Raw genomic sequence first — 13349 nt, 5'->3', positions numbered from 1 at the left:
GTCGTCCTCTGAACCCGAGATATGAACCCGGTGCGCGGTTTCAAGATGCAAAAAAAGCCGGACGGTCGAAACCGCCCGGCTTTGCACGTGGTCAATTTGCCTAGTTGGTCACGATTTCCGGCCCCATGAACGTGTTGGGCAGGAAGGTCGAAAGCCAAGGGATATATGTCACCATAATCAGGAAGACGAACAGGACAGCAAGGAACGGCAGCGCCGCCTTCACAACGCTCATCATCGGCATACCCGCAACACCCGACGTTACGAACAGGTTCAAACCGACCGGAGGTGTGATCATCCCGATCTCCATATTCACAACCATGATGATGCCCAGATGGATCGGATCAATACCCAACTCGATGGCAATCGGGAACACCAGCGGTGCGACGATCACCAGCAAGCCCGACGGCTCCATGAACTGACCACCGATCAGCAGGATTACGTTGACCACGATCAGGAAGGTTACCGGTCCAAGACCCGCTGAAAGCATGGCGCTAGCAATGTGCTGCGGCACCTGTTCGTCCGTTAGAACATGTTTGAGGATCAGCGCGTTAGCGATCACGAACAACAGCGTCACCGTCAGCTTTCCTGCCTCGAACAGAGTATGCTTGGTGTCGGGATGAAAGAACGCCGTGACCAAAGCGTAGGGCTTTTTCAGCAACGGCAGGTTCTGTGCGTCCCCTTCCGTACTCAGCGGCCCCATGTCCTTGTAGACGAAACTGGCAATGAAGAAGGCATAGACGGCAGCAACCGCGGCAGCCTCGGTCGGGGTAAAGATACCCCCATAAATGCCACCCAGAATGATAACGATCAAGAAGAGGCCCCAACCGGCCTCGCGGGCCGAGGTGAAGACCTCACCCCACCCCTTCCATTCACCCTTGGGCAGGTTCTTGACCTTTGCCATGACATAAATGGTGATCATCAGCATGAAACCAGCCATCAGACCGGGAATAACGCCAGCCAGAAACATGCGCCCAACTGAAACTTCGACGGCGGCGGCATACACAACCATCACGATGGACGGTGGGATCAGGATGCCCAGCGTACCCGCGTTACAGATCACACCGGCGGCAAACTCTTTGGAATACCCAACCTGGCGCATACCTGCGATGACGATCGAACCGATAGCTACAACCGTGGCCGGGGACGATCCTGACAGCGCGGCAAAAAGCATACAAGCAAACACGCCCGCAATCGCCAGACCGCCGGGCAGATGCCCTACGCAAGCAATCGAGAAACGGATGATCCGACGCGCTACGCCGCCTGTCGTCATGAAGGACGAGGCGAGAATGAAGAACGGGATCGCCAACAGGGTGAAATGCCCCTCGAACGCCTCGAACAGCGTACCTGCGACTGAAGCCAGCGAACTGTCGGAATAGATCAGCAGGAACAGGGTCGAGCTGAGGCCAAGTGCAACCGCAATCGGAACGCCGATCAGCAGCAGGCCGATGACCATCGAGAAAAGAAGGATAACGTCCATCAGTCATGCACCCCTTGTTGTGCGCGGACTTCCTCAATCTCGTCCTCGACTTCGTGGCTGGCGACAAGGCGATCGGTCTCACCACGCCAAATTTGAACGGCGACCTGCGTAAACCGGATCACGAGCAGCAGCATGGATACCGGCAGAACCAGGTAAGGTACGACCTTGGGCAGTTTTTCATACCCCTCGCCATAGTTGATCAGGTCTTCCAGAAAGCGCAGCGGCGCGACCATGGGGATGTCGTCTACCTCGTAGAAACTCTGGCTGCGTGCGCCGAAATCAAACCCGGTAGGGAACCAGCGGCCCGATGTTGGCGGCAGATCTGCAAAGACGGCCCAATAATCATATGCCCCTTTGAGCATCAGCAGAGAAAACACCAGACAGCATCCAACCGAGACCAACGCCATTAGGCGCCTCGGTGCTGGCGCCAGCATGTTCAGGATTGCATCCACGCCCAGATGAGCATGTTTCTTGACTGCGTAAGACGCGCCCAGCAGCACCAGCCAGCCAAACGTGAACACTGTCAACTCAAGTGCCCATAGGATATTGGAATTAAAAACAAACCGCGCGATCACGTTGGCAAATGTAACGACCGTCATAAGGCCCAAAAGCAACGCGATCAGGGTTTCTTCGATATGGTCGATCAGCCCGCCCTGGCCGGAGTTCGCACCAGACATCTTTCAGTCCCCGTATTTTATTGAAGAGAGAGTTGAGAATGGGGCGGGCCATTTCAGCCCGCCCGGCCTGCGCGTCGAATACTCCCCAGTCCCCGGACGCGCGGTCTTTGACCGGATCAGAACCCGGCGTTGATGGCCTGTGCCGCGTCGATCTTGTCCTGACCCACGTCACCGGCGAATTTGTCCCAAACCGGTTTCATTGCGTCGACCCAGGCCTGACGCTGTTCAGGGGTCAGTTCACGGATGACGCCGCCTGCATCGATGATCGACGCTTTGGCCGCTTCGTTCACAGCAAAGGCTTCTTTGTTCCGGGTCTCGGTAACTTCGGCCAGAATAGTCAGGAACTGATCCCGCACCGCCGGATCAAGACTGTCCAGCCAATCCACCGATGTCACGACCAGATAGTCGATGATGCCGTGGTTGGTTTCGGTGATACCGTCCTGCACCTCAAAGAACTTCTTGCCGTAGATGTTCGACCAAGTGTTCTCCTGCCCGTCCACAACGCCCTGTTGCAGCGCGCCATACACTTCCGAGAATGCCATTTTCTGCGGGCTACCACCGATGGCTTCCATCTGTGCCACCAGCACATCTGACGACTGCACGCGGAACTTCAGACCGTTTGCATCCGACGGATCAACCAAAGCCTTGTTGGCCGACATCTGCTTCATGCCATTGTGCCAGAACGCCAGACCTTGCAGGCCACGACGCTGCATGCTGTCTTTCATCGCCTGCCCCTCGGCCGAGGCCTGGAACGCGTCTACAGCGTCGACATTCTTGAACATGAACGGCAGGTCAAACAGGCGGAACTGTTTGGTGAACTTCTCGAATTTCGACAGAGAGGGCGCGGCCAGTTGCACGTCGCCCTGCAACATCGCTTCGAGAACTTTGTCATCGTTGTAGAGAGTCGAGTTCGGGTAGACCTCAACACACATCGTGCCGTTCATTTCATCGTTGACCCGCTGCTCTAACAGCGATGCCGCGATGCCTTTGGGGTGTTTGTCGGTGTTCGTCACATGCGCGAACTTAACGACGATTTCGCCTTCATCGCATGCAGCCATACCAGCCGTTGCGGTTGCCGTCAGAGCAAGCGCAGTTGCTGCCGTTGTCAAAAGCTTCATCTGATATCCTCCCAGAGTTCTTTGAAACTTGCAGTCGACGCCGGGTAAGCGCCGTATGGCGTGCAGTGAAGCGACTCAGGGTAAAGCACACAACTTTTGACTGCGACTACATGAAATGTCTGATTACCTGTTTAATACCAAAGCGTTACGGCTTTGTTGGTTCGGGTTATGCACTTCACAGTTCTGAGCCGTGCGAAAACTCGCACATTCTCAGAGAGGCTTGTGCGGATTTCCGCACAAATTTCGAATCAGTTCATCCGAATCAGATGCGCCAATCCGGTTCCTGCTTATCTGCGGTAATCCTCGGGACGAATCTGATAGCGCGCCAGCTTGTCGTAAAAGGTCTTGCGCGGCAGCTTCAGCGCCTTGGCCGCATCTGACGCTTTTCCATTGTGGCGGCCCAAAGCTGCAATCAACAAGGATCGTTCAACCCGCGCCATCTGTTCGCTCAACCCCAGATCCGTTGCCTGCGTAACCTCCTCGGGCATTCCAAGAACAAACCGCATTGCTGCTGACATCAGAGAACGGGCGTTGCCCGGCCAATCGCTGGCCATCAAGGCCGCCAGATGTTCAGACGAAATCTCGGGAATTGCGATGCCTGCCTGCTCGGCCGCTTGTGCCACATAGTGGCGAAAGATGACCGGAATGTCGTCGGGGCGTTCCGCCAGTGAAGGAACACGCACCCGCATTACATCCAAACGATAAAACAGATCAGCGTTGAACCGCCCTTCCGAACTTAACGCGGATAGGTCGGCGGTTGTTCCTGCAATAATACGCCCCCCCGGACCGCGCTCGATGATCTCCAACGCCGCAAACTGCGTGGCTTGGGGCATGGCGGACACTTCGTCCAGAAACAGGGAACCACCCACGGCATCGCCGCAGCTTCGGGCAAGATCATCGGGGCTTAGGCTTGAAGCCGGACGTTTGACAAAAGGCCCCTGACCAGCGGGTGACATCAGGTGAACCACTTCGGCCACTTTGGATATGCCGCTGCCCGGTGGGCCTGTAACAAGAACTTCGGCCCCTGTCGGTGCGACGGTCCGCACGCGGTCCCGCAGCGCTTCGGCTTGCGGAGACAGACCAAAAAGCAAACGTGCTGCCGGGTCCCCCCTTTCAAGTTCGGATTTTAAGGCGCGCTGTTCCAACACTTGGGTGCGGGCTGCGAATGCGCGTTCAAGAACGTCCATCAGGTCAGACGCAGCGCAGGGTTTCTCGAGAAAATCGAACGCTCCTTTTCCCATGGCTTCCACGGCCATTGGGATATCTCCTTCTCCGGTCAAAAGGATCACTGGAAGCTCGGGGTCGATTTCCCGAGCATACGCCAACAAGTGAAAGCCATCACGACCGGGCATTCGGATGTCCGAAACAATCACACCGGGGAAATCCCGCCGAATATGATCCTTGGCCGCCACAAAAGATCCGGCTGTTGTCGGTGCATAATCCGCCAGTTCAATGGTTTGCGCCAATGCCTCGCGAACAGCTGCGTCATCATCGACCAACAGAACCCTGCGCATCATGCTGCCTCTTCTTTTCCATAGGGCTCCAACTCGACAGTAAACACTGCGCCATCAGCCGTGTTTGCTCCGCGGATTTCACCCCCAAAGCTTTGAACAAGACCATATGATATTGAAAGACCAAGCCCCAGACCTTCAGAGGATCCTACGCTTTTGGTCGAATAAAACGGCTCGAACACCCGGTCGGGGTCTTCAATCCCCGGGCCGGTATCCTGCACAGAAACACGCAACCGGTCTTCTTCGTGCATCACAATCGAAATGTGCCGCTTGGGTCGCCCCAGCATTGCATCCGCCGCGTTGTTGATCAGATTAACAAAGACCTGCACCAAACGGACTTCCCCCCCCCAAACATAAACCGCAGACTGTCCCGGTTCCCATTCCAGCGTCACATCATCGTCACGCAATCGGGTTTCGGTCAATTCGACGGCAGTTTTCAGAACCTGCACCAGATCGACCCGGCCCATCGGTTCGCTTTCGTTGCGCGCAAACGCGCGCAGGTTCTTGATGATGCGGGCCATGCGGGCGGCCATTTCCGAAATACGCCCAAGGTTTTCGCTGGCCCTGTCGCCTTTGCCACGTTCAAGAAAGGCCGTACCATTGTCGGCGAATTGCTGGATCGCCATCAACGGTTGGTTAAGTTCGTGGCTGATCCCCGCGGACATCTGCCCCAACGCGCTGAGCTTACCTGCCTGCACCAGCTCGGCCTGCGCTTTTTTCAGTGCGGCTTCGGCCTCCTGACGTTCTGCAACTTCGCGGCGCAACGCGGTGTTTGCTTGGGTCAATGCTCGGGTACGCTGCGCCACCCGGCTTTCCAGAACCGTGTTGGCATTAGCCAGCGTCCGTCGCCGCTCCATGGCAAGATACAACATCGCACCAAACGCCAGACAGATCGCTGCGACCGCCGCCGCCTGCAACCCGGCAAGTCGCCGGGCCGGGGCCACGTCCACCAGAACCTCGGCGGTCATATCGATGACAGGCAATTCAAGCGTTAGGTGCAACGCATCGCGTGGCAAGTACCGCCCCCAGTTCAGCCGCCACAATTCATGCTGGCCGACCCGCGTCTCAGCAAAATCCACTGGCGCACCCTCTGGCGGTGACAGCCCGGACTGGCCAACCTCGCGGCTCCAGAACAGCAAGTCCGACCGGTTCGAGATGAAGACGACACCGTCAGAATCAACAAAGAAAACGGCTTCGGTACTGCCCCGCCAGGTTTGTTCAATGTCCTGGACATCGGCAACCACCATCACTGCTCCTTCGACTTGCCCAGACGGAGCAAAAGTCGGAGCGGCATAGGAGTATATCCGGTCGCCACTGTCTGGAACCACCTCATGCGCGGTGCCCGCCGCCCCTTGCATAGCGCGCCTGAACGCTGGATGTGCGGACATGTCTCGCTGTGTCACTGGCTGTGCAGCGACCAGAACCCGACCCTTGCGATCCAGGTACATCATGTTGACGGCCGCTGTCTTGTCAGCAACGTCCAGCAACATCGCTTGCGCGTCATGTACCTGTGTTGGTGTATCCAACGCGTGCAAAGCGGGATGTGTCGCCATCAGAACCGCCAATTCTTGGTAGACCTGCATCTGGGTGCTGAGCCGATCCGCCGCCAGTTCAAGGTCAGCTTCGGCCTTGTCACTTAGCTGAGACAGCGCCTGACGATAGCCATAAGACCAAACAAAACCTGACAGCAGCCCGACAGCGGACAAAAAACCGGCAATGATCCAAACTCTCTGCATAGACAGGGTCTTGCATTCAACGCGGCTCGTGGCAAGTGTGCGTCGCATGAAGTCATTCTCGCAATCCCCGACAGACCCGGGTTTCGTTCAGAACCCCTACCCTTTCTATGATCAGGCCCGCGCTGCTGGTGATCTGTTCTATTGGCGCGACTACGATATGGTTGCTGCGACGTCTTGCCAGGCGGTGCGAACACTTCTTCGCGACCGCCGGTTTGGGCGGGAAGCTCCGCCTGAATGCGCAACACAGGGCCCTGCCCATCTGGCCCCCTGGCTGGCTATCGAGGCCCATTCGCTGCTTGAAGCTGAACCCCCGCGACATACCCGCCTAAGAGCGCTTGTCATGCGCGCTTTCACGTCGCGGGAAATCTCTGCATTGCAGCCTTCCATTGAATCCCTATGCCACAGTCTTATCCAGACGTTTCCGAATACACATTTTGACTTGCTGAGTGCTTACTGCACGCAGGTCCCGGTGATAACCATCTGCCGACTGCTGGGCGTTCCCGAAGACATGGCAACCAACCTGTTGCGGTGGTCACATGACATGGTCGCAATGTATCAGGCCAACCGGACGCAGGCGACCGAGGATAAGGCCGCCAAGTCGTCTCAGGAGTTCACTGAGTTCCTGTTAGGATACATTAACCAGCGACGCAATGATCCGCGTGACGATTTGATCACCCGGCTTATCAGCGCCGAGGAGGAAGGCGAAAAGCTGTCCATCGACGAGCTGGTCGCAACATGCATCTTGCTACTGAATGCAGGACACGAAGCAACCGTGCATTCGCTGGCGAACGGTGTGAAAACCCTGTTGCAAACCCATACCAGCCCCGACGTTCTGGCACCGGACCAGATCGACGCAACGATCGAAGAAATCCTGCGCTATGACCCGCCTTTGCATATGTTCACACGGTATGCGTATGAAGACGTTGACATATTTGGGCATTCGTTCAGGCGCGGTGACCAGGTCGCGCTTTTGCTTGGCGCTGCAAACCGCGACCCTGCCGTCTGGGATGAACCCGAAAGGTTTAATCCGACGCGCTCGATTGAGGTCAACACAAGTTTTGGTGGAGGCATCCACTTCTGCGTCGGCGCCCCTTTGGCAAGGTTGGAAATGCGCATTGCCCTGCCCTTTCTGTACAGCAGCTGCCCGAACCTGCGGCTCGCCGTAACGCCAACCTATTCAGACAGCTATCACTTCCATGGTCTGGAACGGTTAATGGTTCAGGTCTGACCTGTATAAGGCGCCGCTCGATCCGGCGCTGGCAGCACCTGCCTTCTATACCCCTTCAGCCAATGCGCTGAGGGGAAGCATCGTTGTGGACTTGATTTCTTCCATCGACAAAAGCGCGGTCACGTTGTGCACCCGCACTTCCGAAATCAGCGACTGGTAGAATTGATCATAGGCGCGCGCGTTCTTGACCCGAACCTTGAGGATATAATCAATGTCACCCGCCAGCCGGTGCGCCTCCTGCACTTCGGGATGATCGCGCAGTGCTTTAAGGAACTTTCGCTGCCACTCAGCTTCGTGCTCCGACGTTCGGATCAAAACAAAGAAAGTCGCTTCAAACCCAAGCGCCTCGGCATCCAGCAAAACCGTTTGCTGACCAATGATTCCCGCACTCTTGAGCTTGCGTATTCGATTCCAGACAGGCGTCTTTGAACTGCCGACACGAGCCGCTATTTCGTCCAGTGACTGCCCTGCATCGCGCTGCAGCTCGGCCAGAATTTTCCGATCCGTATCATCTATCCGCACCGACATTCCAATTTTCCTTCCGCATCGAAGCTTTCGTTCCAAATTTTCGTTTTGATGGAACGTTTGTCCTTATTTAAGCGCCCATATGGCACTTTGGTGGGAATATTTCCTATATTGAGGATCAAGTCAAACCACACCCGAGATGATCCGATGCAGGACGTTCGCACAACAGGCCCCAAAGGACATGTCGACTTTGTCGGCGCAGGTCCGGGCGACCCTGAGTTACTGACGCTCAAGGCGTTGACTGCGTTTGAGCGGGCTGATGTTGTGCTGCATGACCGCCTTATCAGTGAACCCGTACTGGACATAGCCGGTCAAAGCGCCGCCTTGGTTGATGTCGGCAAAGCCGGGTTCGGCCCATCCTGGAAGCAAAGTGATATCGACGCGCTTTTGGTCGAATATACCTTGAAAGGTAACCGCGTGGTCCGCCTTAAATCTGGCGATCCCACTGTCTTTGGCCGTCTGGATGAAGAGATCGAGGCCGTCGAGGCGGCGGGTATTTCGTGGCAGATCGTTCCTGGGATCACAGCGGCCTCTGCCGCGGTGGCAGGCATCGGCCAAAGCCTGACTCAACGCGGCCGGAATTCCTCGGTGCGGTTCCTGACCGGGCACGACATGAAAGGTTTTGCCGATCATGACTGGAATGCCCTGGCAAGGGCCGGTTCGGTTGCTGCGATCTATATGGGCAAGAAATCTGCCCGCTTTATCCAGGGTCGCCTGATCATGCATGGCGCCGATCGCGCCACCCCTGTCACACTGGTCGAAAACGCTTCGCGTCCGAACCAGCGGATACTGGCCACCACACTGGATCAACTGCCCGCCGATCTGGCCGCCGCCGAAATGGATGGACCGGCCCTGACATTCTATGGCCTTGCCCCGCGCGAAGCGGCGCAGGCTGTAACCGAATTCAACAAGGAGCTTGCCTGATGGCCCGCGCTTTTACCCCCAAAGTCGTCACCGCAAATGACTTGCTGGTAGGTGACGTCATTTACCAGACCGAAGATGACAGTTGGACGCGTGAACTGTCGCAGGCGGAACTGATCACTGACGAAGCACATGCACAGGTGCGTCTGCTGGATGCGGCGCGTCAGGCAAGTAAAGTCGTGGGCGCCTATCTGGCCGATGCCGTTGCTGGCAAAAACGGCCCAGAACCCACCCATTTTCGGGAAGATTTCCGCCGGACTGGTCCGTCCAACTATGCCCACGGCAAACAGGAAACTTCCCCGCAGCCCCGGGCCTGACCTCTGGCCATCACTCTCCCCTTTCAAGGCCCCTAGGTTCGGGGCTGCAAACAAGGACAGCTAGACATGTATCGCTACTCCGAGTTCGACACAGCATTTTTGGCAGAACGTAACGCGCAGTTCCGTGCCCAGGTCGAGCGTCGCATTGACGGCTCGTTGACCGAAGACGAATTCAAGCCGCTGCGCCTGATGAATGGGCTGTACCTGCAACTGCACGCCTACATGCTGCGTGTCGCCATTCCCTACGGCACGCTGAACAGTGCGCAGATGCGTCAACTGGCGCTGCTGGCCGAGAAGTGGGACAAAGGCTATGGCCATTTCACCACGCGTCAGAACATCCAGTACAACTGGCCAAAGCTGAACGACGTACCGGATATGCTGGACGCGCTGGCCGAGGTTGGCATGCACGCCATCCAGACCTCGGGCAACACCATCCGCAACGTGACGGCCGACCATTTCGCCGGTGCCGCCGCGGATGAGGTCGCCGACCCGCGCCCCTATGCTGAGCTTCTGCGCCAATGGTCGACCGACCACCCGGAATTCCAGTTCATGCCGAGAAAGTTCAAGATCGCCATCACTGGCAGTGAAAACGACCGCGCCGTGATCAAAGCGCATGACATCGGCCTGCAACTGGTCGAACGTGACGGCGTTCTGGGCGCTCGCGTCATTGTTGGTGGTGGCCTTGGCCGTACGCCCATGATCGGCAAGGAATTGTCCGAGTTCGTCGCCTTTGACGACCTGCTGGCCTATCTGGAAGCCACCGTTTCCGTATGGAACCAGATTGGTCGCCGCGACAACAAGTACAAAGCACGTATCAAGATCACCGTTCACGAGCATGGCATCGACGCTATCCGCGCCAAGGTCAACGAACGCTTCCTGAAGGTCCGCCCGCAGTTCAAAGGCGCGGATATGAACCTGCTGGAAGAGATCAAGGGCCACTTTGCACCACCTGCCTACCGCCAGGCTTCGGTCGCGTCGTTTGAAAGCGCCTATACCAACGATCCGGTCTTCCGGTCGTGGGTCGACACCAACATCGCGCCGCACAAGAACGCGGACCATGCGATTGTCACGATCTCGATCAAGAAGCATGGGGCAACGCCGGGCGATGCAACTGCCGAGCAGATGCGCGTGATGGCCGGTCTGGCCGAAGAGTTCGCCTATGACGAGCTGCGCATCAGCCACGAGCAGAACGTGATCCTGCCGCATGTCCACAAATCGGACCTGCCCGCGATCCACGCCAAGCTGAAAGAGCACGAACTGGCCACCGCCAATATAGGCCTGATCAGCGATATCATCGCCTGCCCCGGTATGGATTATTGCGCGCTGGCGACGGCGCGTTCGATCCCGGTTGCTCAGGAAATTGCAACGCGGTTTGAAAACCTGAAGCTTGAGCATGACATCGGCCACCTGAAGATCAAGATCTCAGGCTGCATCAACGCCTGCGGTCATCACCATGTTGGCCACATCGGCATTCTGGGTCTGGACCGCGCAGGTGTCGAAAACTACCAAATCACTTTGGGTGGCGATGCGACCGAAACTGCGGCAATTGGTGATCGCACCGGTCCGGGCTTTGCCTATGACGAAATCGTTCCTGCCGTGGAGCGCATTGTCGACACCTATCTGAACCAGCGTGCAAGCGCAGAGGAGACATTCCTGGAAACATATCGCCGGGTGGGCATGGCGCCGTTCAAAGACGCCCTCTACCCCGAGGCCCGCGCAAATGCCGCTTGACCTGATCCAGACGGAACTGGGCCGGGACAGACGCGAACTGACTGAACGTGTCGAAAACCTGAATGCCCGGTTCCGGCACCACAGCGCTCATGATGTCATGCATGGAGCGATTGACGAGATCGACGAGCTTGCCTTGGTCTCGAGCTTTGGCGCGGAATCCGTCGTGCTGTTGCATATGGCGGCGGTGGTGAACAAGGCAACGCCCGTTCTTTTCGTGGACACGCAGATGCTGTTCACCGAAACGCTGGAGTACCAGCAGGAGGTGAGCGAGCGTCTGGGGCTTACCAACATTCGCATCATCCGGGCCGAGGATGCGGAAGTTGAGCGCGAAGACCCATACGGTGCGTTGCGCCTGCGCGACACGGACGCGTGCTGCAACCTGCGCAAGACGTTCCCGCTGCAAAAAGCACTGGTGGGGTTCGATGGCTGGATAACCGGACGCAAGCGGTTTCAGGCAGGCACGCGCGCCGCGCTGGAATTCTTCGAGGTCGAGGACGGAATAGGCCGGATCAAGGTCAACCCGCTGGCCCATTGGGCACCCGAGGATGTGCGGGCCTATATGGAAGAAAACAACCTGCCCCGGCACCCGCTGGTGGCCAAAGGATACCCTTCGATCGGCTGTGCACCCTGCACCTCGCCGGTCAAAGAGGGCGAAGACCCCCGCGCCGGACGCTGGCGCGACCAGAACAAGGAAGAATGCGGCATCCATTTTGTCGATGGCAAGATGATGCGCGTCGGAGAGAAAACATGAACGTAATCGTAACGGATCAGGGCTTTTCGCCCGATGACTGGACCGACGGCTTTGTCACTCTGGATGATGCCGCCAATGACGTGGTCGCGCTGGACGTCAGCTCAGAAACTGACCCAGACGAACTGTATGACCGGTTGGGCGGCACCAGGCTGGTTCGGATAGACTTCCCCTCTTTCGCAGATGGTCGCGGCTTTACCATCGCCCGCACATTGCGCTTGAAGGGCTACAAAGGCCGGTTACGCGCCAAAGGGCATGTGCTTGCCGATCAATACGCCATGGCGCGCCGCAGCGGCTTTGACGAGGTCGAGATCGACGGAGAACTGGCAGACCGCCAACCCGAAGATCAATGGCTAGCCCGCGCGAACTGGAAAGAGAATAACTATCAGGCTCGCCTGCGCGGCTGAACCCCGCACTCGCCAGCTTGTGACGCAAAGGGGGCAATCTGTCCCCTTTTCCTGACTTGGATCAAAGATTAAACGGAGATGTCGGTTTAGCAGACCGGCAGGTAAACGATGACAGAGATGAAGCCCGTGAGCGAAGCAACCGCCGTAAAAGTCCCCGTCCTGCCGGACGCGCAAACTGTAACCGATGTCAAACACTGGACCGACAGCCTGTTTTCTTTCAAGGTGTCGCGCCCGGCCTCGCTGCGTTTCCGCTCGGGCGAGTTTGTGATGATTGGTCTTCTGGGCGACAACGGCAAGCCGTTGCTGCGCGCCTATTCCATCGCCTCGCCCTCGTGGGATGAAGAGCTGGAGTTTTATTCGATCAAGGTTCAGAACGGCCCGCTGACCTCAAAATTGCAACATATCAAACCGGGTGACCAGATCATCCTGCGTCCAAAACCGGTTGGCACCTTGGTGCATGACGCCCTGCTGCCCGGCAAACGCCTGTGGTTCTTTGCGACCGGCACCGGCTTTGCGCCCTTTGCCTCGCTGCTGCGTGAACCGCAGACCTATGAGGATTATGATGAGGTCATCATCACCCACACCTGTCGCGAAGTGGCAGAGCTGGAATATGGCCGTCAACTGATCGACAGCATCCGTCAGGACGAACTGTTGGCCGAACTGATCGGTGAAGGATTTGCCGACAAGATCCGCTATTACCCGACTACCACACGGGAAGAGAGCCCCAAGATGGGCCGCATCACTACCTTGCTTCAGGACGGCACCGTGTTTTCCGACCTGGGTATTGACGGCGGCATCAAGCCTGAAACCGATCGTGCAATGGTCTGCGGCTCGCTGGCTTTCAACTTGGATATCAAGGAAATCCTAGAAGGGTTTGGATTGCGCGAAGGTGCCAACTCAGAACCCAAGGAGTTTGTTATCGAAAAAGCCTTTGTCGGTTAAAGTGGGCTTGC

At 57.3% G+C, this 13349-nt stretch carries 12 protein-coding genes and 1 pseudogene; 7 read left to right on the top strand and 6 right to left on the bottom strand.

Annotation, left to right across the window (positions count from 1 at the left end; genetic code table 11):
- Positions 1–100: 100 nt before the first annotated feature.
- The 5 genes from I9182_RS01790 to I9182_RS01770 form a co-directional block, all read right to left on the bottom strand.
- On the bottom strand, positions 101–1477 hold the full coding sequence (locus I9182_RS01790) for a TRAP transporter large permease (protein ID WP_209504064.1): 1377 nt from the start codon (positions 1475–1477) through the stop codon (positions 101–103).
- A complete protein-coding gene (locus tag I9182_RS01785) occupies positions 1477–2154 on the bottom strand; it encodes a TRAP transporter small permease (protein ID WP_209504065.1) in 678 nt (225 codons plus the stop codon). Before I9182_RS01785 ends, I9182_RS01790 begins: the two co-directional genes overlap by 1 nt.
- A 116-nt stretch (positions 2155–2270) precedes the next feature.
- Positions 2271–3272, bottom strand: a complete 1002-nt coding sequence (locus tag I9182_RS01780) for a DctP family TRAP transporter solute-binding subunit (RefSeq protein ID WP_209596099.1) — start codon at positions 3270–3272, stop codon at positions 2271–2273.
- Between the two features lie 287 nt (positions 3273–3559).
- Positions 3560–4789: a sigma-54 dependent transcriptional regulator gene (locus I9182_RS01775; RefSeq protein ID WP_209596098.1), complete on the bottom strand. Its 1230-nt coding sequence runs from the start codon at positions 4787–4789 to the stop codon at positions 3560–3562.
- Entirely contained in the window at positions 4786–6519 is a 1734-nt protein-coding gene (locus I9182_RS01770) for an ATP-binding protein (RefSeq protein WP_209596096.1), read from the bottom strand. The genes I9182_RS01775 and I9182_RS01770 overlap by 4 nt, the downstream gene beginning before the upstream one ends.
- A gap of 46 nt (positions 6520–6565) precedes the next feature.
- Here I9182_RS01770 and I9182_RS01765 point away from each other — a divergent pair, with 46 nt between their 5' ends.
- Entirely contained in the window at positions 6566–7747 is a 1182-nt protein-coding gene (locus I9182_RS01765) for a cytochrome P450 (protein ID WP_209596094.1), read from the top strand.
- A gap of 45 nt (positions 7748–7792) precedes the next feature.
- Here I9182_RS01765 and I9182_RS01760 read toward each other — a convergent pair whose 3' ends face one another.
- Positions 7793–8275 (bottom strand): Lrp/AsnC family transcriptional regulator, encoded by a 483-nt coding sequence (locus I9182_RS01760; protein ID WP_209504069.1) that lies wholly within the window; start codon positions 8273–8275, stop codon positions 7793–7795.
- 174 nt (positions 8276–8449) lie between these two features.
- On the opposite strand from I9182_RS01760, the pseudogene cobA reads away from it, so the two are divergent.
- The 6 genes and pseudogenes from cobA to I9182_RS01730 form a co-directional block, all read left to right on the top strand.
- Positions 8450–9196: pseudogene (gene cobA, locus I9182_RS01755) on the top strand (uroporphyrinogen-III C-methyltransferase); the annotation flags it as partial.
- Positions 9196–9510, top strand: a complete 315-nt coding sequence (locus I9182_RS01750; RefSeq protein WP_209504071.1) for a DUF2849 domain-containing protein — start codon at positions 9196–9198, stop codon at positions 9508–9510. The pseudogene cobA and the gene I9182_RS01750, both read left to right, overlap by 1 nt.
- 66 nt (positions 9511–9576) lie before the next feature.
- Positions 9577–11241 (top strand): nitrite/sulfite reductase, encoded by a 1665-nt coding sequence (locus I9182_RS01745; RefSeq protein ID WP_209504072.1) that lies wholly within the window; start codon positions 9577–9579, stop codon positions 11239–11241.
- The gene (locus I9182_RS01740; protein ID WP_209596090.1) at positions 11231–11992 is read left to right on the top strand and encodes a phosphoadenylyl-sulfate reductase; all 762 of its coding nucleotides are present in this window, start codon (positions 11231–11233) and stop codon (positions 11990–11992) included. The genes I9182_RS01745 and I9182_RS01740 overlap by 11 nt, the downstream gene beginning before the upstream one ends.
- Positions 11989–12396, top strand: coding sequence for a DUF934 domain-containing protein (locus tag I9182_RS01735; RefSeq protein WP_209596088.1), 408 nt, complete (start codon positions 11989–11991; stop codon positions 12394–12396). The genes I9182_RS01740 and I9182_RS01735 overlap by 4 nt, the downstream gene beginning before the upstream one ends.
- Positions 12397–12504: 108 nt before the next feature.
- Positions 12505–13338: a ferredoxin--NADP reductase gene (locus tag I9182_RS01730; RefSeq protein ID WP_209504075.1), complete on the top strand. Its 834-nt coding sequence runs from the start codon at positions 12505–12507 to the stop codon at positions 13336–13338.
- Positions 13339–13349 lie beyond the last annotated feature (11 nt).

This window comes from Ruegeria sp. HKCCSP351 (genome assembly GCF_017872535.1).
Classification (GTDB): Bacteria; Pseudomonadota; Alphaproteobacteria; order Rhodobacterales; family Rhodobacteraceae; genus Ruegeria.
The sequence above is the reverse complement of the archived record's forward strand: the minus strand, read 5'-3'. Positions and strand labels throughout refer to the sequence as shown.

Excerpts from the sequence above, each read along its gene's own strand:
- I9182_RS01790 (WP_209504064.1), bottom strand. The coding sequence starts at position 1,477 with ATGGACGTTATCCTTCTTTTCTCGATGGTCATCGGCCTGCTGCTGATC.
- I9182_RS01785 (WP_209504065.1), bottom strand. The coding sequence starts at position 2,154 with ATGTCTGGTGCGAACTCCGGCCAGGGCGGGCTGATCGACCATATCGAA.
- I9182_RS01780 (WP_209596099.1), bottom strand. The coding sequence starts at position 3,272 with ATGAAGCTTTTGACAACGGCAGCAACTGCGCTTGCTCTGACGGCAACC.
- I9182_RS01775 (WP_209596098.1), bottom strand. The coding sequence starts at position 4,789 with ATGATGCGCAGGGTTCTGTTGGTCGATGATGACGCAGCTGTTCGCGAG.
- I9182_RS01770 (WP_209596096.1), bottom strand. The coding sequence starts at position 6,519 with ATGCAGAGAGTTTGGATCATTGCCGGTTTTTTGTCCGCTGTCGGGCTG.
- I9182_RS01765 (WP_209596094.1), top strand. The coding sequence starts at position 6,566 with ATGAAGTCATTCTCGCAATCCCCGACAGACCCGGGTTTCGTTCAGAAC.
- I9182_RS01760 (WP_209504069.1), bottom strand. The coding sequence starts at position 8,275 with ATGTCGGTGCGGATAGATGATACGGATCGGAAAATTCTGGCCGAGCTG.
- I9182_RS01750 (WP_209504071.1), top strand. The coding sequence starts at position 9,196 with ATGGCCCGCGCTTTTACCCCCAAAGTCGTCACCGCAAATGACTTGCTG.
- I9182_RS01745 (WP_209504072.1), top strand. The coding sequence starts at position 9,577 with ATGTATCGCTACTCCGAGTTCGACACAGCATTTTTGGCAGAACGTAAC.
- I9182_RS01740 (WP_209596090.1), top strand. The coding sequence starts at position 11,231 with ATGCCGCTTGACCTGATCCAGACGGAACTGGGCCGGGACAGACGCGAA.
- I9182_RS01735 (WP_209596088.1), top strand. The coding sequence starts at position 11,989 with ATGAACGTAATCGTAACGGATCAGGGCTTTTCGCCCGATGACTGGACC.
- I9182_RS01730 (WP_209504075.1), top strand. The coding sequence starts at position 12,505 with ATGACAGAGATGAAGCCCGTGAGCGAAGCAACCGCCGTAAAAGTCCCC.